The 22627-nt window shown below is 65.0% G+C and carries 22 protein-coding genes; 6 read left to right on the top strand and 16 right to left on the bottom strand.

Going from position 1 to position 22627, the window contains the following annotated elements:
• The first annotated feature begins 46 nt into the window (after positions 1-46).
• Complete coding sequence (locus LB564_RS10915) at positions 47-682, top strand: GntR family transcriptional regulator (RefSeq protein WP_224537474.1); 636 nt, start codon at positions 47-49, stop codon at positions 680-682.
• Between the two features lie 329 nt (positions 683-1011).
• On the opposite strand, the gene LB564_RS10910 is transcribed toward LB564_RS10915, so the two are convergent.
• Positions 1012-2508: a CoA-acylating methylmalonate-semialdehyde dehydrogenase gene (locus tag LB564_RS10910; protein ID WP_224537472.1), complete on the bottom strand. Its 1497-nt coding sequence runs from the start codon at positions 2506-2508 to the stop codon at positions 1012-1014.
• Between the two features lie 153 nt (positions 2509-2661).
• On the opposite strand from LB564_RS10910, the gene LB564_RS10905 reads away from it, so the two are divergent.
• Positions 2662-3543: a LysR family transcriptional regulator gene (locus LB564_RS10905; protein WP_140702482.1), complete on the top strand. Its 882-nt coding sequence runs from the start codon at positions 2662-2664 to the stop codon at positions 3541-3543.
• Between the two features lie 30 nt (positions 3544-3573).
• On the opposite strand, the gene LB564_RS10900 is transcribed toward LB564_RS10905, so the two are convergent.
• Positions 3574-4143, bottom strand: a complete 570-nt coding sequence (locus tag LB564_RS10900) for a hypothetical protein (RefSeq protein WP_140702484.1) — start codon at positions 4141-4143, stop codon at positions 3574-3576.
• A 185-nt stretch (positions 4144-4328) separates the two neighbouring features.
• On the opposite strand from LB564_RS10900, the gene LB564_RS10895 reads away from it, so the two are divergent.
• Both LB564_RS10895 and LB564_RS10890 read left to right on the top strand, forming a co-directional pair.
• On the top strand, positions 4329-4772 hold the full coding sequence (locus LB564_RS10895) for a hypothetical protein (RefSeq protein WP_140702486.1): 444 nt from the start codon (positions 4329-4331) through the stop codon (positions 4770-4772).
• Positions 4773-4858: 86 nt separating this feature from the next.
• Positions 4859-6925: a phospholipase D-like domain-containing protein gene (locus LB564_RS10890; RefSeq protein ID WP_224537816.1), complete on the top strand. Its 2067-nt coding sequence runs from the start codon at positions 4859-4861 to the stop codon at positions 6923-6925.
• 33 nt (positions 6926-6958) lie between these two features.
• Here the strand turns inward: LB564_RS10890 and LB564_RS10885 are convergent, their stop codons facing one another.
• From LB564_RS10885 to rsfS, 10 genes are all read right to left on the bottom strand, one after another.
• Complete coding sequence (locus tag LB564_RS10885; protein ID WP_140702488.1) at positions 6959-8215, bottom strand: D-amino acid dehydrogenase; 1257 nt, start codon at positions 8213-8215, stop codon at positions 6959-6961.
• Positions 8216-8333: 118 nt separating this feature from the next.
• Positions 8334-8852 carry a GreA/GreB family elongation factor gene (locus LB564_RS10880; RefSeq protein ID WP_224537470.1) on the bottom strand — a complete coding sequence of 173 codons (519 nt, stop codon included), beginning with the start codon at positions 8850-8852 and terminating at the stop codon, positions 8334-8336.
• A 26-nt stretch (positions 8853-8878) separates the two neighbouring features.
• Entirely contained in the window at positions 8879-9310 is a 432-nt protein-coding gene (rnk, locus tag LB564_RS10875; RefSeq protein ID WP_224537468.1) for a nucleoside diphosphate kinase regulator, read from the bottom strand.
• A 271-nt stretch (positions 9311-9581) separates the two neighbouring features.
• A complete protein-coding gene (gene alr, locus LB564_RS10870; RefSeq protein WP_224537466.1) occupies positions 9582-10721 on the bottom strand; it encodes an alanine racemase in 1140 nt (379 codons plus the stop codon).
• Between the two features lie 68 nt (positions 10722-10789).
• A complete protein-coding gene (locus LB564_RS10865) occupies positions 10790-11311 on the bottom strand; it encodes an RNA pyrophosphohydrolase (RefSeq protein ID WP_224537814.1) in 522 nt (173 codons plus the stop codon).
• Positions 11312-11341: 30 nt separating this feature from the next.
• Entirely contained in the window at positions 11342-12532 is a 1191-nt protein-coding gene (locus tag LB564_RS10860) for a divergent polysaccharide deacetylase family protein (RefSeq protein WP_224537463.1), read from the bottom strand.
• 185 nt (positions 12533-12717) lie between these two features.
• The gene (locus tag LB564_RS10855) at positions 12718-14049 is read right to left on the bottom strand and encodes a S41 family peptidase (protein WP_224537461.1); all 1332 of its coding nucleotides are present in this window, start codon (positions 14047-14049) and stop codon (positions 12718-12720) included.
• A 1-nt stretch (position 14050) separates the two neighbouring features.
• Positions 14051-15412, bottom strand: coding sequence for a murein hydrolase activator EnvC family protein (locus LB564_RS10850; protein WP_224537459.1), 1362 nt, complete (start codon positions 15410-15412; stop codon positions 14051-14053).
• Positions 15413-15564: 152 nt separating this feature from the next.
• Positions 15565-16047: a 23S rRNA (pseudouridine(1915)-N(3))-methyltransferase RlmH gene (gene rlmH / locus LB564_RS10845; protein ID WP_140702497.1), complete on the bottom strand. Its 483-nt coding sequence runs from the start codon at positions 16045-16047 to the stop codon at positions 15565-15567.
• A gap of 70 nt (positions 16048-16117) precedes the next feature.
• Positions 16118-16498 (bottom strand): ribosome silencing factor, encoded by a 381-nt coding sequence (gene rsfS, locus LB564_RS10840; RefSeq protein WP_411910148.1) that lies wholly within the window; start codon positions 16496-16498, stop codon positions 16118-16120.
• 239 nt (positions 16499-16737) lie between these two features.
• Between rsfS and LB564_RS10835 the strand changes: the two genes are divergently transcribed.
• Entirely contained in the window at positions 16738-17589 is an 852-nt protein-coding gene (locus tag LB564_RS10835) for a mechanosensitive ion channel family protein (protein ID WP_224537456.1), read from the top strand.
• Here the strand turns inward: LB564_RS10835 and LB564_RS10830 are convergent, their stop codons facing one another.
• The 3 genes from LB564_RS10830 to LB564_RS10820 all read right to left on the bottom strand — a co-directional run bounded on the left by LB564_RS10830 (position 17590) and on the right by LB564_RS10820 (position 20923).
• Positions 17590-18888 (bottom strand): MFS transporter, encoded by a 1299-nt coding sequence (locus tag LB564_RS10830; protein ID WP_140702503.1) that lies wholly within the window; start codon positions 18886-18888, stop codon positions 17590-17592.
• Positions 18889-18982: 94 nt separating this feature from the next.
• A complete protein-coding gene (locus tag LB564_RS10825; protein WP_140703873.1) occupies positions 18983-19570 on the bottom strand; it encodes a nicotinate-nucleotide adenylyltransferase in 588 nt (195 codons plus the stop codon).
• A gap of 72 nt (positions 19571-19642) precedes the next feature.
• Positions 19643-20923, bottom strand: coding sequence for a glutamate-5-semialdehyde dehydrogenase (locus LB564_RS10820; RefSeq protein WP_224537452.1), 1281 nt, complete (start codon positions 20921-20923; stop codon positions 19643-19645).
• Between the two features lie 77 nt (positions 20924-21000).
• On the opposite strand from LB564_RS10820, the gene LB564_RS10815 reads away from it, so the two are divergent.
• Complete coding sequence (locus LB564_RS10815) at positions 21001-21486, top strand: hypothetical protein (RefSeq protein WP_224537449.1); 486 nt, start codon at positions 21001-21003, stop codon at positions 21484-21486.
• A gap of 18 nt (positions 21487-21504) precedes the next feature.
• Here the strand turns inward: LB564_RS10815 and proB are convergent, their stop codons facing one another.
• The gene (gene proB, locus LB564_RS10810) at positions 21505-22626 is read right to left on the bottom strand and encodes a glutamate 5-kinase (protein WP_224537446.1); all 1122 of its coding nucleotides are present in this window, start codon (positions 22624-22626) and stop codon (positions 21505-21507) included.
• Position 22627 lies beyond the last annotated feature (1 nt).

Below are 22627 nucleotides of genomic sequence, written 5' to 3'. Positions count from 1 at the left end.
TAGATATATCAGGAGACCGCCTTTGATATCCATGGAAGCAAGCACCATGCCCGAGCCTGCGGCGGCCAAGGCCTACCGTGTCCTCGAACACATGATCGTCACGCTCGAACTGGCGCCGGCGAGCTTTGTCACCGAAGGCTCCCTGATCGAGCGGCTGGCGCTCGGCCGCACGCCGGTGCGCGAGGCGATCCAGCGGCTGGCCTGGGAGGGGCTGCTCGATGTCAGGCCACGCGCCGGCATCGCCATCGCGCCGCTGCACCCGGGCGACTGGCTGCGCGTGCTCGACGCAAGGCGCGGCGTCGAGGTGGTGCTTGCACGATCGGCCGCACGCTTTGTTACCCGCGAGGCCGCCGACCTGTTTCACGAGGCCGCACTTGCCATGCAGAAGGCGGTCATCTCGGGCAACGTGCTTGCCTTTATCCAGGCCGACAAGGCGCTCGACGACGCGCTGGCGCTGGCCGCCGACAACCCGTTCGCCGCGAGACTGGCCGCCCCGTTGCAGACCCACAGCCGCCGCTTCTGGTTCCGTTACAAGGCCGACACCGGCCTGGCCGAATCCGCCGAGCACCATGTCGCGTTGATCCGCTCGATCCTGGACGGCGACGAGGAAGGCGCCGCCAAGGACGCCAAGAAGCTGATGGCGCTGCTGCGCGGCCATGCCGAGGTGGCTGCGACGCGATAGCTGCGAGAGCGAGAAGGCAAATAGCTCAGGCGCCCGGCAAGGCCGCCTTGAGCGGACTGTCCCAGCCTTCGCCGACCGACAGGATGCAACTCTGGCCCTTCGTGTCGGAAGCCAGAACCGTCCAGTGCCGTGATCGGAAACGAACACTTCGAGGACCACATTGGGATTGATCAGGCCGTGCCCGGCTTCGCTTTCGTGGAAGTTCTCCCCGAGCGCTTTCACGATATCGGCGCGTGCCGCGCAGATTCCATCACATTAGCGTTTGCAACGCCAAAAGGCCTAAGTCGGGGACTTAGGCCTTGAGCAAAATCGCGTCTTCTCGTTCGGCTTTAGTTCATCGTCGGGATGACGAACTCCGCACCGTCCTTGATGCCGGACGGCCAGCGCGAGGTCACCGTCTTGGTCTTGGTGTAGAAGCGGAAGGCGTCCGGGCCATGCTGGTTGAGGTCGCCGAAGGAAGACGCTTTCCAACCGCCGAACGTGTAGTAGGCAATCGGCACCGGGATCGGCACGTTGACGCCGACCATGCCGACCTGGACCCTGGAAGCAAAGTCACGCGCGGCATCGCCGTCGCGGGTGAAGATGGCGACGCCATTGCCCATCTCGTGGTCGTTGGCGAGCTTGATCGCATCCTCGTAACGCGGTGCACGCACCACCGAGAGCACCGGCCCGAAGATCTCTTCCTTGTAGATGCGCATGTCCGCGGTCACGTTGTCGAACAGGCAGCCGCCCATATAGTAGCCGTCCTCGTAGCCCTGCATCTTGAAGCCACGACCGTCGACGACGAGCTTGGCGCCTTCCTTGACGCCCGTGTCGACGTAACCCTTGACCCGCTCCAGCGCCTGCGCCGTCACCAGCGGGCCAAAATCGGCGGCCGAATCCGTCGAGGGACCGACCTTCAGGCTCTCGACGCGCGGGATCAGCTTTTCCATCAGCCGGTTGGCGGTATCGTTGCCGACCGGGACGGCGACCGAGATTGCCATGCAGCGCTCGCCGGCAGAACCGTAGCCGGCGCCGATCAGTGCGTCGACGGTCTGGTCCATGTCGGCGTCGGGCATGATGATCATGTGGTTCTTGGCGCCGCCGAAGCACTGCACGCGCTTGCCCGCCGCCGTGCCGCGCGAATAGATGTAATGGGCGATCGGCGTCGAGCCGACAAAGCCGACGGCCTTGATATCGGGATCGTCGAGGATGGCGTCGACCACTTCCTTGTCGCCGTTGACGACATTGAGGATGCCGGCGGGCAACCCTGCTTCGAGGAACAGTTCGGCGATGCGCATCGGCACGCCCGGATCACGCTCGGACGGCTTGAGGATGAAGGCGTTGCCGCAGGCGATGGCCGGTGCGATCTTCCACAGCGGGATCATGGCCGGAAAATTGAACGGCGTGATGCCGGCGACGACGCCGAGCGGCTGGCGCATCGAATAGACGTCGATGCCGGGGCCGGCGCCGTCGGTGAACTCGCCCTTCATCATGTGCGGCGCGCCGATGCAGACCTCGACCACTTCGAGGCCGCGCTGGATGTCGCCCTTGGCGTCGGCGATGGTCTTGCCATGTTCGCGCGCCAGGATGTCGGCCAGTTCGTCATAGTCGCGGGCGACCAGTTCGAGAAACTTCATCAGCACGCGCACGCGGCGCTGCGGGTTGGTGGCAGCCCATTTCGGCTGCGCCGCCTTGGCGTTCTCGACCGCCGCGCGCAGTTCCGCCTGCGAGGCCAGCGCCACCGTGCCGCGCACCGTGCCGTCCATCGGCTGCATCACGTCCTGCTTGCGGCCGCTGGTGCCGGCGACATGCTTGCCGCCGATGTAATGACCGTACTCGATCATGATTTCTCTCCCTGGGTTTGATGATGATGCATTGTCCGCCTTTGCGCGGGCGATGGCAACGCGAGGGAGATCGCAACCGTTGTGCGAAAAATAGACAACGGCAGTTGGTTGTGCATTAATTGCCGCAAATGACGCTATCGTCGGGTGGGGTAGATGAACTGGGATGACGTCCGCATCTTCCTCGCCGTGGCGCGCGCCGGCCAGATCCTCGGTGCGGCCAAACGCCTGGAGCTCAACCACGCCACCGTCTCGCGCCGCATCGCGGCCCTTGAGGAGGCGCTCAGGACAAAACTCTTTCGCCGGCTGACCACCGGCAGCGAACTGACGCCGGCCGGCGAGCGCTTCCTGGACATCGCCGAGCGCATGGAAGGCGACATGATCGCCGCGCGCTCGACCATATCGGGCGAGGGCGACGATGTTTCCGGAACCGTGCGCATCGGCGCGCCCGACGGCTTCGGCGTCGCCTTCCTGGCCAAGCGGCTGGGCGAGCTCACCGCCCTTCACCGCGAACTCACCATCCAGCTCGTGCCGGTGCCGCGCTCCTTCTCGCTGTCGCGGCGCGAGGCCGATATCGCGATCACCGTCGAGCGGCCGACCGAAGGGCGGCTGGTTGCGAGCAAGCTGGTCGACTATACCCTCGGGCTGTTCGCCGCGCGCGCCTATGCCGAAGCCAATGGCTTGCCCAAAACCGCCGCCGATCTTGGCCAGCACACTCTCATCGGTTATGTGCCGGACCTCATCGTCAGCCCCTCGCTCGATTATGCCGCCGAGTTCAGCGCCGACTGGCATACCAGCTTTGCCATATCCTCGGCGCTCGGCCAGGCCGAGGCCGTGCGTTCGGGCGCCGGCATCGGCATCCTGCACACCTTCGTCGCCCGCTCGATGCCGGAACTGGTGCCGGTCGACATCGTCGCGCCTATCCGCCGCGCCTACTGGCTGGTCTATCACGAATCGGTGAGGCCGCTGCGCCGCGTCCAGATCGTCGCCAGCTTCATCACCAAGGCGGTGGAGCGGGAACGGGGCCTGTTCCTGTGAACCCAAAAATCTGGAAGCACTGCGCGCAGGTCAGGGCGGGTCCAGGATGAACGAATTGACCACACGCTCTGCTTTGTCCGCGAGCGGCGTCCACATCTGCGCCACTTGCTCGGCACTTTGGCCCATCACGGAGCAGTTCACATAGCCGTAACTCGCGCCCCGAACCGAAAACGCGAATCTGGAATGGCCATGGATGGTCGTGTCCTGGCTGAGAACCGTGAACTTCGCGTCCGCAAGGCGCACAGGGTAGCCATCGGGGAACGTCGAGAGCCTGTCATTGCTGAAATCGGCCGTGTTGAATGAGGGCCCGAATGTCTTCTTCCAATTGTCCATCGACCAGCCTTCGATGTATTCGCGCGTACTGGATTGCGAGTTCGCTGCCGAACGATCGTAAATTGAGGCCGATACCATGCAGGTCAGATCGGCGGACACCACGCTCAGCTTTATCTCTTCATCGGAAGGCGATTGGATGGTCCAGTCCGAGGGAAAGGTCAGCGAGAACCCGTTCTTCTGATCATGAAAGGTCTTGTCTTCCGCATTGGCTGCAAAAGTACAGGACAGAGTTGCAAGAGTGGTAATCGCAAAGCTTAAACGTATCATCGGTGCTTTCGAATGCCTGGCCGGAATGTCCGTATGGGAGATGTCACCTTAGCATATCACGATCAGGCGACATCCGCCGCCTTTTCCTTGCCACAAAACCGGCCTGTGTGGCATCAGGCGTGCGGTCGTCAGCCATCGGCAGGGCCACCGGGTGGGAATCTTTCAGAAAGCTGGCGCGGATAGACATGCGAGCCCATCTTGCCATCCTGCCGCTGCTTCTCGTCTCCGCATGCGCCAATCCATGGACGAAAGTACCGGAAGCCGAATTGCCCAAGCCGATCCGCTACGCCATGGCCCGTCCCTCGCCTTTCGTCATCGGCAATTATTGCGGTCCCGGCACCCGCACCGGCGATCTGTCGGCCCGACCCGTCGATCGCCTCGACGCGGTCTGCCGAACCCATGACGCCTGCTACATCGCCCAACACGACCATTGCGCCTGTGACGGCGCCCTCGTCGCCTCGGCGCGGGCCATCCGCGACGACAAGACGGCATCCCGCAAGATGCGCGACGAGGCAGAATTACTGATCGCCACTTTTGCCATTCCGGTGTGCAAAGTCTTCCCACATGGTTTCATGCCGCCGCGCGACCCGGCGCAGCTGAGTGCCATGAAGGCCGGAGCCGCCGGGTGAACAGCCGCCCGTCGATCCTCCCCGCTTTGTTGGCGCTCGCGGTCCTCGCCGGCTGTGCCGGCGCGGGCCGCAATGGCTGCGCCCTCATGCCGGGACAGGAGGGCTGCGCGCGGCCCTCGCTGTCGGCCGGCACATCCGGCCCCCAGGTGGCGGCCGCGCAGTTTTTTGGGGATGCCGCTACCAGCGATTACGAGAAGCGGTTCCTGGCGCTGCTCGCCAACAACGAGCTCGGCGCCATGGACCGTGCCAACGGCACCGGTCCGTTCGGGCGCAACCGGCGCGATGTCCAGAACCGCGACTTCCAGGCAACATATTCGACGCTGCGGCAACTGGCCGGACCGGTTGCCAAGGCGCATCTGCCGCCGGCCAGTGAAGGCAGCGGCGACGGCCGGTTCGATGCCCGCTGGCGGGCGTCGCGGCAGACGCTCTACATCGACGCGGCGGCGTGGCCCTCGGCCCCCAAGACGTTCGATTTTTCCGGCCTGCAGGCACGCAGCACCGAGATCGTCGTGCGCCAGGCGGGCAGGCAGCCGGCCGACATCGAGGGCACCTGCGACGGCGCCTTGGCGATCCGTGCCGCCGGCGCCTCGCGCACCATTACCGCTGGCGCGGCATTCCGCTTTCGCCTGTCCGGCGAGGATGACACGGTCAGCCTGTTCCCAAGCGACAGCCTGAACCGGTGCACGGCAAAGGTCCGCTCCAGCCTTGCACCCACGGGCGCGCCGCTCACCATCCGCCGCGAAGAGACCGCCGATCCGGCGCTCGCCGCCCTGGACAGCCGCTACCAGCGCTGCCCGGTTCCCAGCGGTGCCGGCCTCGACGCGCTCGAGCGCGCCTTCTATGCCAGCCGCTGGCTGTCGCAGACCTGCGCGCTGCCGTTGGGAGAACCCAAACTGCTGCGCAAGTCGCGCGACGGCTTCAACGCCAAGGTCGAGGCGCTGATGGGCGCGCCGCTATCCGACGCAGCCATAGACAAGGGCGATCCGGAACTGCCGCTCGATTTCTCACACGCGCCAAGGCTGAAGCTGATCTATCTGTCCTCGCTCGAGTTCAAGGCCGACTTTACCGGGCGCATCATCGAGCGGCTGATCCGCCACCACGCCGCGCTCGGCACCAAGGTGCGCATCATGGTCACCGATGTGCTGGAGCGCGACAAGGACGACGCCATGCTGCACCGGCTGGCGGCGGAATTCCCCAATGTCGAGCTGCAGGAATATCGCTGGCGGGCGGACCATGGCGCGCCGATCGACGAGCAGATTTCACAATTGCACAAGGTCCTTCACATCAAGATGCTGGCGACGCTGGCGCGGGATCCCGCGCGTTCGCGCGTCATCATCGGCGGCCGCAACATCCATGACGGTTTTCTGTTCCACCAACCGATCGACCTGTCGCGCTATCCGGACCTCGAGCAATACGGCAAGACCGACGGTCTTTCGCTGAACTACTATTCGAACTGGAGCGACTTCGACATCGAGTTCGCCAACCAGGCGACGGTCGAGACGCTCGCCGCGCATCTGTCGACGATGTGGTTGCGCGATGCCGACACCAACCTGGCGCGCCCCTTCTCCATCCCGGTCCGCGCCGATGGCCGCCGCCCGTCAGGTACCGCCCGGCATTTCATTTCCGTGCCCTACGAGGACGGCCATGCGCTCGAAGCCTATTTCGTCGAGTTGGTCGACGCCGCCCAGCGCCATATCCAGATCGTCAACCCTTACCTCAATCTGACCCCGAACCTCGCCCAGGCCTTTGACCGGGCCCTCGCCCGCGGCGTCAGGATCGACATTGTCGGCCGCATCGACCTCAAGGGCGATATCGGCGGCAAGTTCCTCACCGCGCTCAACAAGCTGTTCGTCGAGAAATATGGCGACCGCATCAACATTCGCGAATTCAAGGCGCCTGACGTGGTGCTGCATTCCAAGATCATGATGATCGACGAGAGGCTGGTCGCCATCTCGTCGGTCAACCTCAACAACCGCAGCTTCTTCCACGATTCGGAGAACGGCATGATGGTGCTCGACCCGGCCTTTTACGCCAGGATGAAGCCGGTCTATGACGACTACCTCGCCCATTCCAACCCGGTCGCCACCAATGTGACGATCCCATGGGCCTACCGGCTGCTGTTCGACGAGGCCTGGGTCAGGCAGGCGTTCTGATCATTGCCCAAAGTCGGCGAGACGCGCGGATGACTATTTGAGATACCGCTCCTGCGCCAGGGCACGCACGTCGATGTCGGGCACCCGGTTGGAGATGATGTCGGACAACACCTTGGCCGAGCCGCAGGCCATGGTCCAGCCGAGCGTGCCATGGCCGGTGTTGAGATAGAGGTTGGACAGCTCGGTGCGGCCGATCAGCGGTGGTCCGTCCGGCGTCATCGGCCTCAGCCCGCACCAGAACGTCGCCTCGCGCATGGCGCCTGCGCCCGGAAAGAGATCGCCGACCGAGTGTTCGAGCGTGCGCCGCCGCGATTCGTGCAGCCTGAGATCGAAGCCGGAAATCTCGGCCGTGCCGCCGACGCGGATGCGGTCGCCGAGCCGGGTTATGGCGACCTTGTACGTTTCGTCCATCACTGTCGACACGGGTGCGGCGGCGGCGTCCTTGATCGGCACGGTGATCGAATAACCCTTGACCGGATAGACCGGGATCGATCGCTTCATCCGGCGCATGAAACCCGCCGAATAGCTGCCCAGCGCCATGACATAGGCGTCCGCCGCCTTCCAGCCCGCGCTGGTGCTCAGATTGGCGACGCGATTGCGGCTGCGGATGACGCGCCAGATCGTCACGTCGTACTCGAACTTGACACCCCGCGCCACGCAGAGCTCGGTCAGCCGGTCGGTGAACATCTTGCAGTCGCCGGTCTCGTCATGCGGCAGCCTCAGGCCGCCGACGAATTTCTCACGTACCCCTGCCAGGCCCGGCTCGGCCGCGATGCAACCGTCCTGGTCGAGGACTTCATAAGGAACGCCATATTTCTTCAGCACCTCGACATCGCCACCGGTGCCGTCGAGCTGCTTTTGCGTACGGAAGAGCTGCAGCGTGCCCTGGGTCCGCTCGTCATAGGCAATGCCCGTCGCTTCGCGCAGCGCCTTCAACGTGTCGCGGCTGTATTCGGCCAACGGCACCATGCGCGATTTGTTGATGGCGTAGCGCTCGGCCGTGCAGTTGCGCAGCATCTTGACCAGCCATGTCCACATATGCGGATCGAAGGCCGGCCGCACCACCAGCGGGCCGTGCTTCATCAGCAGCCACTTGATGGCCTTGAGCGGAATGCCGGGCCCTGCCCAGGGCGAGGCATAGCCGGGGGAAATCTCGCCGGCATTGGCGAAGCTGGTTTCCAGCGCCGGACCTTTCTGGCGGTCGATCACCGTCACCTCATGGCCGGCCTCGGCGAGATAATAGGCCGTGGTCACCCCGATGACGCCACTGCCCAGCACCATGATCTTCATCGTTCACTCCTTACGCCGTGTCCCTCGGCAACGCCGTTGGACACGGCCGCATCCGCGATTTGCGCACGATCGCCGGCGAAAATCGATCCCGATCTTCGCCATCATGCGCCATGGCTCTTCACGCCGCCGACGGACCGGGATCGTCATCTCCCTCTGTCTGCCGCATTCGGGCCGTCTCGCCAAGAGGCCGCATGGAAGCGCCGGCGCTATGGACGAGGGTCAGCCCGTGCGGCCGCGGTTTGCCGGCCGAAGCCCTTTCCCGGGCCGCCCGCCGCGCGGCTTCCGGTTGATAGAGCACCGCCTCGATCCGGACCTGCTCGCGCCTGCCCTCGGGGAACTCGATCGAGACCGTCTGGCCTTGCGCCATGCCAAGCATGCACAGCCCGCGCCTGGTTGCCACCGACAGGCTGGAGCCGACCGGCCCGCGCATGTCGTTCTGCACCAGGGTGCGCGTCTCGGCCGCACCGGCATCGACGCGAAACACCACGCGGCTGTTCAGCGTCACGATATCGGGTCCGACGGACTCGGTCGGTACGGTACTGGCATTGGAAAGCTTCTCTTCGAGCATCGCGACCATCGGATCCGCGAATGCGCGTCGGCGCTCGAGCATCACTTCCAGGACGGCGAAATCCTTCATTGTCAGGCGGCAGCTCCTGTCTTTCATCACTGCCTCCATGATCGACGCTCGCCGCCGGCGGCCGTACCGACGGCTTCCACGGTCGCCGACAATTTGCGTCCGCCACGACCGCTCCAGCACACCACCTGTCCGGTGCTGGCGCCGATCAGCGCCGTTCCCATCGGCGTCAGCACCGAGATCCGGTTGTCGGCAATGTCGGCTTCGCCTGGATAGACCAGCACGACGCGCTTGATGTCGCCGCCTTCATCGCGGATCGTCACTGTCGAGCCCATTCGCACCACACTGGCGGGCATTGCCGCCGCTTTCACGATCACGGCCCGGTCCAGCTCCGAGAGCAGCTCCTCGGCCGTCTCGGGTGCGCGGTCCAGCACCGTCCTCGCCAAGCCAGTCAACCTGTCGTGGTCGGTGTCGCTGATCAGAATCTGGCTCGATGGACGCTGTCCTGTTGCATGTTGCATGGCAAAACCTCTTGGATCGGCGCATCGACCCGATGCGCGCTTGCCGCGCTGATGGCGGCCTGATGAAAGCCGGCAGCCGCTGGCAGCTGACGACTTGATGACGATGGTGAATGTATGGATGCCCCGGTACGGACGGACGCCGGAAGGCGGCCGCGCCGGGGCTACGATCCCGCGATCGGGCAGACCCTGAACAAGGTTCTGGTATAAGCGAGGTTGCTCATTCCCCGAACGTTGCCGACAGGCGCCCGCTTGTCAAGCGCGGCCAAACCGCTCAGCCGCCGAGATAGTGCCGGTGGAAGCGCGTTCCGAGGCTGGCCAGGATTTCGTAGCCGATCGTGCCGGCATGCCCGGCGGCGTCATCGACGCTTTGCGAAGGGCCGAGCAGTTCGACGAGATCTCCTTCGCGAAGCTTGCCGGGCGGGAGCGCCGATATGTCGAGAATGATCGAATCCATCGACACCCGCCCGAGGAAGGGCAGGCGCACCCCCTCGAACCAGGCGGCCGAGGCGGACCGGCGCAGCCAACCATCCGCATAGCCGAACGAGATCGTCGCCAGGCTGAGCGGGCCATCCGCGTGATAGGTGTGGCCGTAGCCGATGCCGGTGCCTTTTTCGACGCGGCGCGTCTGCGCCACCTTCGCCTGCAGCCGCACGACAGGTAGCATCGGGTTGGGTTCGGCGGGCGTCGGATTGATGCCGTAGAGCGCGGCGCCGGGACGGGCGAGATCATAATGGTAAGACTGCCCGAGAAAGATGCCGGAGGAATTGGCGAGCGAGGCCGGCCCCTTGGGCAGCAGGGCGCGCAGCCGCTCGAAAGCCAACCGCTGCTGTTCATTGGCCGGATGGCGCGGCTCGTCCGCGCAGGCCAGGTGGCTCATCACATATCTGACGCCGATACCGTCGAACGCGGCGGCATCGCCGGCGACCGCCTCGACTTCGGCCGGCGCCATGCCAAGCCGCGACATGCCGCTGTCGACCTGGATGGCGGCCGCAAGTTTTCGGCCGACGCGGCGGGCCGCGGCGCGCCAGGCTTCGAGTTGCGCGCCACTGTTGATCACCGCGCACAGGCCAGCCGCCACCGCCTCAGGCTCGGAACCGGGCGGCAGCCCGTTCAGCACGTAGATTTCGGGTCCGGCCCCGATCGCCTTGCGCAAGGCGATGCCTTCGGCCAGCAGCGCGACGAAGAAGATGCCGCAGCCTTCCTTCGCCAGCGCCGATGCCACCTGGCGCGCGCCGAGGCCGTAGCCGTCGGCCTTGACCACGCCGGCACAGCGCGCGCCGCCCAGCAATGCCTTGAGCCGCCGGTAATTTTCGCGAATCGCACCGAGATCGATGGTGAGAATGGCCCCCGCGGCCTCTTGGCTTACGGCGGCGACGTCATCGGGCAGAGACTTTTTGGGGGCGTCGTTCATGGCGACCCTGCTTGCAGCGGATAAACATCAATAGAGCCGCCCGGCCGGCGCGGCAACCATCCGCCCAGCTACCGCACCAGGTGCCGGAACGCCGCCACCACGTCCTCATAGACCTTGCGCTTGAACGGCACGATAAGCTCCGGAAGATCCTGCATCGGCCGCCATGACCATTTGTCGAATTCGGCGGTATGGCCGCCCGGCGGCGGATTGATCTGGATTTCGCTGGTGTCGCCGTCGAAGCGGAAGGCGAACCATTTCTGCGTCTGGCCGCGATACCGCCCCTTGAAGGCAATGCCGACGAGATGGTCCGGCAGGTCGTAATTGATCCAGTCCGGCGCCTCGGCGAGCAGCGAGACGCTGCGCATGCCGGTTTCCTCGTAGAGCTCCCGCTCCGCCGCCTGCAGCGGCTCCTCGCCCTTGTCGATGCCGCCTTGCGGCATCTGCCAGAGCTGTGTCGTGCCTGAAAATTCGCTGTCGGGTTCGGCAATGCGGTGCCCGACCCAGACGAGGCCTTGGGCATTGAGGATCATCAACCCGACACAGGGGCGATAGGGCAGTGTTTCGCGGTCGACCTTGCCAGTCCTTGCCATCATTCAATCTTCCGAGCCGTTTTCCGATGGCTATCTTTTTTGCGGATCGATGGCCACAGCCGAAATCGGCACGATCTCGATGCCGCGTTTCTTGGCCTCGCCCACCCATGACGACACCGTGTCGACTGTCAGGTCGAAAGCCGAGCCGATACCAACGGCGCTGCCCTTGGCCCGCGCTGTCGCTTCGAGACTGTCCAGTTTCTTGAGGATGGCGCCACGATCCTGCACCGCATCGATCGCCGTGTCGCCGGCGACGAAAGGCACGCCATCCCTGAGCGCCATGTCGGGCGCCAGGCTGCGCGCCGACGAGCCGTCGTCGATATAGGCGAGGCCCCTTTTGCCGAGCTCGGCCATGAACGGTTCCATCGCCGCGGCGTCGGCGGAAAACCGCGCCCCCATATAGTTCATGACCCCGGTATAGTTCGTCGTCCGCGACAGCGCCCAGTGCAGGTTTTTCAGATTCTCGTCGGGGGTCGCCGCAACCGTCAGTGTGTTGCGGCCAGGATTGACGTTCGGGTAATCGAACGGCTCGAGCGGCACCTGCATGACGACCTCGTGGCCGCTCTGCCGCGCGGCCTGCATCCAGCGGCCGATGCTGTTGCCCTGCGGCGCGAAGGCGAGCGTCACTTCCGCCGGCAGCTTGGCGATGGCAGCCTGGGTGCCCGTCTGCGAAACCGCGAGCCCGCCGATGACGATCGCCACGCGCGCGCCACGCGAGCCCGACCATGGCCGCGCATAGACGTCGAACGGCCGCCTTCCGTCGGCGGAGCGCGTCGGCAAGGGTCCGGTTTCACTGGTTTCGATCAGCGCCTTGTCGGGAATATGCGCGATCTTGAGATTCTGGCCGACGGTCGATGGATCGCGAATGACGATTGCCGCCTTGGGCGGGCCATCGCCCTCTTCCGTCTGCACATGAATGATCTGCGGACCGCCGCTCTTCGTCGACAAATCCTTCGTCTCCGCCTTTGGCGTCGCCGCCGGAGCCAAGGCGGGAGGCGACGTCGCGGACTCGGCCGAAGCGGTCACTTTCGGCGTCGAACCGGCGACTTCCTGCGGTTTTCGAAACGGCTTTTCCCTGAGCGCGATCGCGGCGGAGACGCCGACCACCGCCAGCACGACCGCGCTCGCCGCGATCACGCCGACGCTGACCTTGCCGGCGGCGCGCGGCGCCCGGACGCTCTGTCCAAGCGGGCGTTCGATGTCCTTGCCGATATCAGCCAAGCCCTGTCCCCGGTGCGCACGGTTCCGAAGGCGACCGCCTTCGGCAAGACATGCACGAATTCATCAATCCTGGCGCGGCGCCGTATCTGGAGGCCTGGTCCTGGCCTCCGAATCAAACTGCCGGAACCTTTCGGTCCCGGCAGCATCGCATTGCTTCGTTCAACCGGCCAGACCGGTTGCCGGCCTTACTGGTTGAGCACGGCCTTTTCCGGATTGGGCGGGAAGGACGGATCGGTCTTCTGGCCGCGCAGCAGCTGCTCGGCATAGATGAGCTGCAGGTCGTCCTTCGGATCCGGCGGCACATAAGCGGCCGAACCGGAACCGGTCGAGCTCTCGTCGGCGCCCTTGATATGGCCCTTGAGATCGGATTCGCCGCGGGTCAGGTCCCTGCCCTGCAGTTCCGGCGGCAGCGGCTGATCGACCTTGATGTCGGGCGTGATGCCCTTGCCTTGGATCGACTTGCCCGACGGCGTGTAATACAGCGCCGTCGTCAGCCTGAGCGCGCCATTTTCGCCGAGCGGAATGATGGTCTGCACCGAACCCTTGCCGAAGGACTGCGTGCCGACCACCGTGACGCGGCGCAGGTCCTGCAGCGCGCCGGCGACGATTTCCGAAGCGCTGGCCGAGCCGCCATTGACGAGCACGATCATCGGCTTGCCGTTGATGTCGTCGGTCTGCTTGGGCTTGGCGTCGAAGCGGGTGACGTCCTTCGGATCGCGGCCGCGCGTCGAGACGATCTCGCCGCGCTTGAGGAAGGCATCCGACACGCTCACCGCCTGGTCGAGCAGACCGCCCGGGTTGAGGCGCAGGTCGAGCACATAGCCCTTCAGCTTGTCGTCCGGCACCTGCTTCTTGATGGTGTCGATGGCGTTCTCGAGATCGTCATAGGTCTTTTCGGTGAAGGAGGTGATCTTCATGTAGCCGATATCGTTCTCGACCCTGAACTTGACCGCCTTGACCTTGATGATGTCGCGCACGACGGTCAGTTCGATCGGCTTGTCGGCGCCCTGGCGCAGGATGGTCAGCTTGATCGGCGTGTTGACCAGGCCGCGCATCTTGTCGACCGCGTCGTTGAGCGTCAGGCCGCGAACCTCCTCGCCGTCGATCTTGGCGATATAGTCGCCGGCCAGCACGCCAGCCTTGGCGGCCGGCGTGTCGTCGATCGGCGTGATCACCTTGACCAGGTCGTTCTCCATGGTGACCTCGATGCCGAGGCCGCCGAACTCGCCCTTGGTCTGCACGCGCATGTCCTGCGCCTGCTCGGCGTTCATATAGGAGGAATGCGGGTCGAGCGAGGAAAGCATGCCGTTGATGGCGTTCTCGACCAGCGACTTGTCGTCGGGCGGGGTCACATACTGCGCCCGCACCCGCTCGAAGATGTCGCCGAAGATCGCCAGTTGCTTGTAGGTCTCCGATCCCGCAGCGTTCGCCGCCGAGCCGGGAGCGCCATAGACAAGGCTCATGGCGGACGCGCCCATCAGCGCACCGGCAAACAGAAGCGACAGTTTCCGCATCATTTCACGTCCTTCCAGAAAAACGGTCCGCCCACCATGGGGCCGGATCGACGGGTTTTCCATCCTTGCGGAACTCGACATAGAGTTCCGGCGTGGCATTTCCATTCTTCGAAACCGAGGTGCTTGCCACCCGGGCTTCTCCCATCGCGCCGACCGGCTCTCCTGCGAGCACCGACTGGCCAGTCACGACGCTGATTCTGCTCATCCCAGCCAAGACGACATGATAACCGTCGCCGGCATTGAGGATCAAGAGTTGACCATAGGAGCGAAACGGCCCCGCATAAAGCACATTCCCATCCGCCGGCGCGGTGACGATGGCTCCCGATTGTGTCGCAACCATGTCCCCAAGCATCAAGGCGCCGTTACCGTCGTCGGCGCCAAACCGGCGTTTGATGCGGCCTGTGACCGGCAGGGCGATCTGTCCCTGCAGCGCCGAGAAAGGTGCTGCCGCGGTCAATCTGTTGCCCTCGGGAACCTGTAGCGACGCCGTCTGGTCGCCACTCGGCGCCGTGCCATCGGACTCGGCGCTACCCGCCTGACCGGCAGCGGCGGCCTTGGCGGCATCGGCGGCCTTGCGGGTCTTGTCGGCCTGCGCTTCGAGCGACGCGATGAGGTCCTTCAGGCTGCTGGCCTTGGCCGCCAATTGCTCGGAACGCTGCTGTTCGGCCGCCATTTGCGCCTTCGTGTCGGCCTCGAGCTTCTGCTTGGCTTCGAGCAGCATGCCGAGCCGTTTCTTCTCCGCCGCCTGCTCGCCGACCGCCGCCGTCAGCCGCGCCCGTTCGGCTTCGATCGAGGCCGTCACCCGAGTCTGTTCCTTGAGGTCGGTCAGCAGCGCGTCGGTCTGCTGGCGCAGTTCCGGCACCACGGCGCCGAGCAGAATGGCGCTGCGCACCGACGACAGCGCGTCCTCCGGCTTGACCAGGATCGCCGGCGGCGGGTTGAGTCCCATGCGCTGGAGGGCGCCCAGCACTTCGGCCAGCACGTCGCGCCGCGCCATCAGCGAAGCGCGGATCTTCTGCTGCTGGCCCTTCAGCCCTTCCAGCTTGGCGCCAATGTCCTCGATGTCCTGGCCAAGCTTCTGCTCGGTCATCGCCGACTGGATCAGGGCGGCGGTGATCGAGGCGTGGTCCTTCTTGACGGCGGCAATGTCGGCGGCGAGCTGCGCCAGCCTTTCAGACGACAGCGTGATTTCCTTGGAAACCTGCTCGTATTCGGCGCGGCTCTGGTCCGGATCGGGCGCCATGTCGAGGGTGTTTTCGGCCCGCGCCGCATGAAACGACAGGACGATCGCAGCCGCGATACCGCAGCGCGCGCGCCATGAGCCCCCTATCAATGAGCCCCTCGTCGATTTCCAGCCATCAGCCATGCACTGTGGACTCTATCCGCGGCTTCGTTAACGAATCATCAACCATGTTAACGCGCGTCGCCCCAACCGCGCGAATAACGACATGCAAGGAAAACCAACCCACGGTAATCTTGCGCGGCATTGGGGCTAAATTCTGCGCGACCAGGCCGCTTTCACGACCTGTGGTAGGGATGGCCGGACAGGATCGTCGCGACCCTGTAGAGCTGCTCCCCCAGCATGACGCGCACCAGTTGATGCGGCCAGGTGAGCGCCCCGAACGACATCACCAGCTCCGCCTGGTCACGTAGCGATGGATCATGGCCGTCGGCGCCGCCTATGGCGAGCACCAGCGCTTTGCGTCCGCCATCGCGCAACTGGCCGATACGGCCGGCGAAATCCGCTGAGGACAGGCTCTTGCCGCGCTCGTCGAGCAGGATGAGGGCCGTGCCTGGCTGCAACTGAGCCTGCAGCCGCGAGCCTTCGTCGCGCTGGCGCTCGCTGGCGCTCTGCGCGCGGCCCTCGGCGATCTCGGTGATCCCGGCGAATTCAAGGCCCACGCCGGGTCCGCTCTTGGCGAAGCGCTCGAAATAGCGGTCGGCCAACTCCCGCTCGGGGCCGGCTTTCATTCGGCCCACGGCATGAACTGAAATCTTCATCCCGCCTCTATAAGCCGTTCGTGCCTGTCACCCAAAGGTGAAATCCGATTTGGGCGACGACCCGGGCGGCTTAGTGGAGGGTCTCTTCCTCGAGATCCGGCGCCTGCCACATCTTTTCGAGATTGTAGAATTCGCGGACTTCGGGGCGGAAGACGTGGACGATGATATCGCCAGAATCGATCAGGACCCAGTCGGCGCCGGACAATCCCTCGACGCGCGCTGTGCCGAGGCCGGCATCCTTGAGCGCCTTGAGGAGATGATCGGCGACAGCCGCGACATGACGGTGCGATCGGCCCGACGCGACGACCATGTAGTCGCCGAGGCTCGATTTCCCCTGAATGTCGATTGAGACAATATTTTCGGCCTTGGAGTCTTCCAGACTGACAAGGACTGTCTTGATGGCGCGGGACACGGCGTCGTCTACGCTGATCCTGGCCGGCGAAGGCACGATATCGGCCCTCTTCCGCAGTGCTGTTCTCAGTGTATTTCCTTTCGCAGCAAGAACAACCAAATCACCCCTAAAAGCGGGTGACACCTCTTAGATAGGCAGAGTTCCGTTGCAGTTTCAAGACGGAGCCCCTACTCACGCGAACTCGCCGACTGGGATATTGTTCCACGCGACACGCAAAAACATCGGAACCCAGGCGTGCTGGAGGGGTTGTCGGCTGACCGACCAACCGGAATCCCGCCATGCCGATCGACCCGCAAAACACCCTTCTCACCGTCCAGGCCGGCCTCGCGCAGCTCAGTACGCTGATCGTCTCCTATTCCTTCTCCGCCATCGGTGCCGTCATCCTCCTGGTGGTCGGCTATATCGTCGCCAACCTTGCCGAGCGCTCGATCTCGGCTGGCCTCGGCCACATCCACGGCTTCGACGCGACGCTGCGGCATTTCTTTTCCAAGATCGTTCGCTATGCGATCCTGATCCTTGTCGTCATCATGGTGCTCGGTCAGTTCGGCGTGCAGACCGCATCGATCATCGCCGCGATCGGCGCCATTGGCCTCGCCATCGGTCTGGCGCTGCAAGGCACATTGCAGAACATCGCGGCCGGCATCATGCTTCTGGCGCTGCGGCCGTTCCGCATCGGTGAATCCGTCGAGGTCGGCTCCATATCAGGTTCGATCGAGGAAATCGGCCTCTTCGCCACCAAGCTTAGGACCGCCGACGGCGTTTACATACTGGCGCCCAATTCGACGCTGTGGAACCAGCCGGTGCGCAATTTCACCCGCAACGGCGTGCGCCGCACCGACATCACGCTGAGCATCGGCTCCTGGAACGACATAGACGGGGCGCAGAAGACATTGCTTGCCATTGCCGGCGCCGAGAAGCGCATTCGCCGCGAACCGGCGCCGATCGCCTTCGTGGCCGGGCTCGGCGACACCACCGTTTCGCTCACCTTGCGCTACTGGACGGCGGCGGCGGACTATTTCGCCACCCAGATCGACATGACGAAACGCGCCAAGCAGGCCTTCGACAGCGAAGGGATTTCGATCCCGCTGCCGCCTCCGCAAGCGGCGCCGCCCGAGGCGCGCAAGCAATAATCAGTCGCCCCTGCGGCGGACCTCTTCCTCCGGCGCGAAAGCGAGTTCCACCGGCAAGGGTGCTTGCGCCGACATCGGCGCGAAACTGCCCGTGGCGGCCGCCGGAACGGGTCGCACCGCGATCACCCGCCACAGCACGAACAGGCAGAACGCCGAGGCGATGACGATGCCGACATAGATGAAGGTCGCGGTGCCGAAAACCGCCGATAGCGCCGTGACGATGCCCGGCACCACGAAGCCGGCCAGCGACCAGGCAAACAGCATCGAGCTCGACAGAGCGAGCAGTTCGTCCTTCCTGGCGCGGTCGGCGGCATGCGCGCTGGACAGCGCATAGATCGATTCCGCCGCCCCGTCCCAGATCAGGTAGATCACCACCAGCGCCATCAGCGCGCCGCCGTCGAAGGTGATGGCGAGCACGCTGGCGACGACCGCCAATGCCGCCGCACCCGCAAGCACGTAACGCCGGTCGGTGCGGTCGGAGAGCCAGCCGAGCGGTATCTGCAGGATCAGCGTGCCGACCGGCATGGCCGACAGCAGCAGCGCGACATCGCCCTGGCTGTAGCCCTTGGCCGTGGCGTGGATGGGCGCGAAGCCGGAAATGATCATCGACAGGCCGCCGACCGCGAGCATGCCGGCGACGCCGACCGGCGAAATCCGCCAGGCCTGGCGCAGCGCCACCGAAGCCGCCTGCGGCGCCGGCGGCTGTGCAAGGCGCGTCATACCGACGGGCAGGATCGACAGGGCGGTAAAGGTGATGCCGATCAGCGACGCGGCGGCCGTGTGGATGTCGATGACGGCCAGCGTCGCATAGCCCACACCCAGGCCCGCGATGTAGGCGACATAGAACACCGCCATCACCCGGCCGCGTATGGCGTTCGGCAGCGCGTCGTTGAGCCAGCTCTGCGCGACGATGAACAGGCCGCATATGGCAAAGCCGTAAAGCGCGCGCGCCGCGATCCACAGCAGCGGGTGCGGCCCGGCGCCGATGGCGGCATTGGACAGCGCGATCAGCGCCGACAGCACCATGAAGGCGCGGGCATGGCCGACCCTGCGCACCAGCGGCCCGGTCAGGATGCAGCCGGCAAGGCCGCCGGCCGACAGCCCGGTGACGATCAGCCCTGCCCAGGTCGGATCGAAGCCCTCGACGCCGAGCCGGACGGGGATGTAGGCGAACATCAACCCGTTGCCGATGGCGATCAGCGCCATGGATACGATGACGCTGGCAATGGCGATCAGCGGCGCGGGAGCACTGCCCTGTTCCGGATCGATTGCGGGTTGGGTCTTGGTTTGAATTGCCATGTCCGCGAGCATCGCTGATTGGCGGGGCGAACACCGCTGTAAAAACGACATGTCGCGCGCCCGAAATACTGGCTCCTCCTGCCGCGAAGAGCCCTTATTCCCTCGCCATCTTGCGGATCGCGCTCGACGACAGGGACGAACGTGGACCGTGAATGAAGGTCCAGGCCGGCGCCTTCATACGGGCGAGAAGCGGCGCGTCGCCCTCGTCGATGCGGGCATAGTCGAAGGTCTTGGCGACGACCGACGACAGGAAGGACAGCGTGGCGCCCGGACGATCGATGACCGCGATCGGAAAGGTCAGCACGATCTCGCGCCAGCGCTGCCAGCGATGGAAGTCCCGCAAACTATCCGCGCCCATGATCCAGACGAACTCGACGCCGGGATTGCGCGCCTTGACCAGCGCCAGCGTGTCGGCGGTGTAGCGCACATGATGCGCCGCCTCGAAGGCGGTGACCTTGATCTTCGGGTTCTTGGCGATCTTCTCGGAAAGCATGATGCGCTCGGCGAGCGGCGCCAGCTCGCGCGTGCTCTTCAGGGGATTGCCCGGCGTCACCATCCACCACAGCTGGTCGAGCGCCAGGCGCCTGAGCGCGATCTCGGCGACCAGCGCGTGACCGGCATGCGGTGGGTTGAACGAACCGCCGAACAGGCCGACCGCCAGCCCCTTCTCGGCATGCGGCATCTTCAGATAGCTGGAGGGCACCGCCGGTTCGGAAGAAGCCAGCATCGCTTCAGGCTCTGGCGACGAAAAGCGTCAAGGCCTCACCTGTCCCGACCCGCGCACACGGTATTTGAACGAGGTCAGTTGCTCGACGCCGACCGGCCCGCGTGCATGCATCTTGCCGGTGGCGATGCCGATCTCGGCGCCCATGCCGAACTCGCCGCCATCGGCGAACTGCGTCGAGGCATTGTGCAGCAGGATCGCCGAATCGATCTCGTTGAAGAAGCGCTCCACCGCCGCCGCATCCTCGGCGATGATCGCCTCGGTGTGATGCGAGGAGAAGGTTTCGATGTGCTCGATCGCGCCACTGATGCCGTCGACCAGCTTCACCGCGAGGATGGCGTCGAGATATTCCGTCACCCAGTCGGCATCATCAGCCGGTTTGGCGTCGAAGAACAGCTTCAGTACCTCGGCATCGGCATGGATTTCACAGCCGGCGGCGCGCAAGGCATCGAGGATCGGCACCAGATGGCTTGATGCCACGGCGCGGTCGACCAGCAGCGTTTCGGCCGCGCCGCAGACGCCGGTGCGCCGCATCTTGGCGTTGACAGCGATCCTGACCGCCATGTCGAGGTCGGCGGATCGGTCGATGTAGAGGTGGCAGATGCCTTCGAGGTGGGCGAAGACCGGCACGTGCGCCTCGCTCTGCACCCGCCCGACGAGGCTTTTGCCGCCACGCGGAATGATCACGTCGAGATTGCCGCCCAGCCCTTTGAGCATTTCGCCGACCGCGGCGCGGTCGGTGGTCGGCACCAGCTGGATGGCATCCTCGGGCAGACCGGCCGCCTTCAGCCCCTCGACCAGGCATGCATGGATGGCGGCGGACGAATTGAGCGAATCCGAGCCGCCGCGCAGGATCACCGGATTGCCGGCCTTGAGGCAGAGCGCGCCGGCATCCGCCGTCACATTGGGGCGACTCTCATAGATGACGCCGACAACGCCGAGCGGCGTACGCACGCGCTCGATCTGCAGGCCGTTCGGCCGCTGCCACGCGGCGATCACGTCGCCGACCGGATCCTTGAGTTCGGCGATCTCGCGAATGCCGTCCGCCATGGCACGAATGCGCGCCGGATCGAGCTTCAGCCGGTCCATGAAGGAGCCGGACAAGCCGGATTCGTGGCCATTCGAGACATCGATGGCGTTGGCGTCGAGAATCTCCTGCTCACGTGAAATGATCGCGTCGGCCATGGCAACGAGCGCGGCATTCTTGGCGGCGGTGGTGGCGATGGCCAGCGGTCGAGCGGCAGCGCGGGCCTTGCGACCTGCCCGTGCCATCAAACTGACTACATCTTCGCCTTGGTGTTTGTTCAACATCTGACCGCTCCGGTGAAGCTTGGTGGATTTACACGCGGCTGGCCCTCGCGGCAATGGCTGCGAATTTGGGAGGCAGCATGAAGAGCGCCGTAGTCCTCTTTACATTGGCCACTATGCTGGCGCCCACCGGCCTCCGCGCCGCCGATTACTGTGATGACAAGATCGAACCCGGCGAGAGCCCGGACGGCAAGGCTATGGTTATGTACAGCTTGATGGTGCAACTGGCTTTTGCTGAACGCTATTGCGGCGCGCCGGCGACACCGCCCTCTCGGATCGCGGTGGTTGTCGAGGAGTTTCATGGATGCGGGCCGCGCGCGCGGCTTGAGGCGGAAATAGAAAAGAGGACGAAGGACGGTACAACTGCGAAAATAACGACAACCGACGAGCTTATTCGCGATGTCGTCGCCGGCGACGACAACATTTCTCAAATCGAGGTCGACCGACGAGCCAAGGCGGGTATCGAAGCCGAGATGGGAGGCTGCAGCGAGTTGCTGAAAACTCAACGCGACGTTGAGGAAAGGTACCGCAATCCGCCCAAATGGCCGCCCAGCCCTGACAAGTAACGCGTCTGGAGCCTTGCCTCAGCCGGCCGCGCCGCTCACCACAAGATCGTCGCGGTGGATCATCGCCGAACGCGCCTCGTAACCGAGCACCGTTTCGATCTCGGCCGTCTTCAGGCCTGCGATCCTGACCGCATCGGCGGCATCATAGGCAACCAGCCCGCGCGCGATCTCGCGGCCCTCGGGCGACAGGATCGCCACCGTGTCGCCGCGCGAGAAATTGCCGCTGACCAGTTTGACGCCGGCCGGCAGCAGCGATTTGCCCGACAAGAGCGCGCCGATGGCGCCGACATCGACGGTCAGCCGCCCGGCCGGTTCGAGCTGGCCGGCGATCCAGGTCTTGTAGCCCTTGACCGGATTGGCGCTGGGCTTGAAGAACGTCGCGCGCTCGCCGCGCTCGATCGCCATCAGCGGCGACAGCCTAGTGCCCGACGTGATGATCATAGCGGTGCCCGCTGCATTGGCGATCTTGCCGGCATCGAGTTTTGTCCGCATCCCGCCGCGCGACAGCTCGGAAGCAGCCGCACCCGCCATCGCCTCGATGTCAGGCGTGATGCGGTCGACCACCGGAATGAATTTCGCCTGCGGATCGCGCGCCGGCGGCGCGGTGTAGAGCCCGTCAATGTCGGACAGCAGCACCAGGAGGTCGGCGCCCATCATCGTCGCCACCCGCGCGGCCAGCCGGTCGTTGTCGCCATAGCGGATTTCGGAGGTCGCTACCGTGTCGTTCTCGTTGATGACCGGCACCGCCTTCATCTTGAGCAGCGTCGAGATCGTCGCGCGCGCGTTAAGGTAGCGGCGGCGCTCCTCGGTGTCGCCGAGCGTCAAAAGGATCTGGCCCGACTTCAGGGCACCGTTGCCGAGTGCGTCCGACCAGGCGCCGGCCAGCGCAATCTGGCCGACGGCGGCCGCTGCCTGGCTTTCCTCGAGCTTCAACGCCCTCTTGCCGAGGCCCAGAATGGTACGGCCAAGCGCGATGGCGCCCGACGACACGACGAGGATCTCGGCACCGCCATTGGCAAGCACGGCGATATCGTCGGCGAGCGAGGCGAGCCAGTCGCGCTTCAGGCCGCTCGTGCGGTCGACGAGCAGCGCCGAGCCGATCTTGACGGTGATGCGCCGGTATTTCCTGAGCGACTGCATG

It is taken from the genome of Mesorhizobium sp. ES1-6 (genome assembly GCF_020164775.1).
In the GTDB taxonomy this organism is placed as follows: domain Bacteria; phylum Pseudomonadota; class Alphaproteobacteria; order Rhizobiales; family Rhizobiaceae; genus Mesorhizobium.
This window is presented reverse-complemented; position numbering and strand designations above follow the sequence as displayed.

Excerpts from the sequence above, each read along its gene's own strand:
- LB564_RS10915 (WP_224537474.1), top strand. The coding sequence starts at position 47 with ATGCCCGAGCCTGCGGCGGCCAAGGCCTACCGTGTCCTCGAACACATG.
- LB564_RS10910 (WP_224537472.1), bottom strand. The coding sequence starts at position 2,508 with ATGATCGAGTACGGTCATTACATCGGCGGCAAGCATGTCGCCGGCACC.
- LB564_RS10905 (WP_140702482.1), top strand. The coding sequence starts at position 2,662 with ATGAACTGGGATGACGTCCGCATCTTCCTCGCCGTGGCGCGCGCCGGC.
- LB564_RS10900 (WP_140702484.1), bottom strand. The coding sequence starts at position 4,143 with ATGATACGTTTAAGCTTTGCGATTACCACTCTTGCAACTCTGTCCTGT.
- LB564_RS10895 (WP_140702486.1), top strand. The coding sequence starts at position 4,329 with ATGCGAGCCCATCTTGCCATCCTGCCGCTGCTTCTCGTCTCCGCATGC.
- LB564_RS10890 (WP_224537816.1), top strand. The coding sequence starts at position 4,859 with ATGCCGGGACAGGAGGGCTGCGCGCGGCCCTCGCTGTCGGCCGGCACA.
- LB564_RS10885 (WP_140702488.1), bottom strand. The coding sequence starts at position 8,215 with ATGAAGATCATGGTGCTGGGCAGTGGCGTCATCGGGGTGACCACGGCC.
- LB564_RS10880 (WP_224537470.1), bottom strand. The coding sequence starts at position 8,852 with ATGAAGGATTTCGCCGTCCTGGAAGTGATGCTCGAGCGCCGACGCGCA.
- rnk (WP_224537468.1), bottom strand. The coding sequence starts at position 9,310 with ATGCAACATGCAACAGGACAGCGTCCATCGAGCCAGATTCTGATCAGC.
- alr (WP_224537466.1), bottom strand. The coding sequence starts at position 10,721 with ATGAACGACGCCCCCAAAAAGTCTCTGCCCGATGACGTCGCCGCCGTA.
- LB564_RS10865 (WP_224537814.1), bottom strand. The coding sequence starts at position 11,311 with ATGGCAAGGACTGGCAAGGTCGACCGCGAAACACTGCCCTATCGCCCC.
- LB564_RS10855 (WP_224537461.1), bottom strand. The coding sequence starts at position 14,049 with ATGATGCGGAAACTGTCGCTTCTGTTTGCCGGTGCGCTGATGGGCGCG.
- LB564_RS10850 (WP_224537459.1), bottom strand. The coding sequence starts at position 15,412 with ATGGCTGATGGCTGGAAATCGACGAGGGGCTCATTGATAGGGGGCTCA.
- rlmH (WP_140702497.1), bottom strand. The coding sequence starts at position 16,047 with ATGAAGATTTCAGTTCATGCCGTGGGCCGAATGAAAGCCGGCCCCGAG.
- LB564_RS10835 (WP_224537456.1), top strand. The coding sequence starts at position 16,738 with ATGCCGATCGACCCGCAAAACACCCTTCTCACCGTCCAGGCCGGCCTC.
- LB564_RS10830 (WP_140702503.1), bottom strand. The coding sequence starts at position 18,888 with ATGGCAATTCAAACCAAGACCCAACCCGCAATCGATCCGGAACAGGGC.
- LB564_RS10825 (WP_140703873.1), bottom strand. The coding sequence starts at position 19,570 with ATGCCGCATGCCGAGAAGGGGCTGGCGGTCGGCCTGTTCGGCGGTTCG.
- LB564_RS10820 (WP_224537452.1), bottom strand. The coding sequence starts at position 20,923 with ATGTTGAACAAACACCAAGGCGAAGATGTAGTCAGTTTGATGGCACGG.
- LB564_RS10815 (WP_224537449.1), top strand. The coding sequence starts at position 21,001 with ATGAAGAGCGCCGTAGTCCTCTTTACATTGGCCACTATGCTGGCGCCC.
- proB (WP_224537446.1), bottom strand. The coding sequence starts at position 22,626 with ATGCAGTCGCTCAGGAAATACCGGCGCATCACCGTCAAGATCGGCTCG.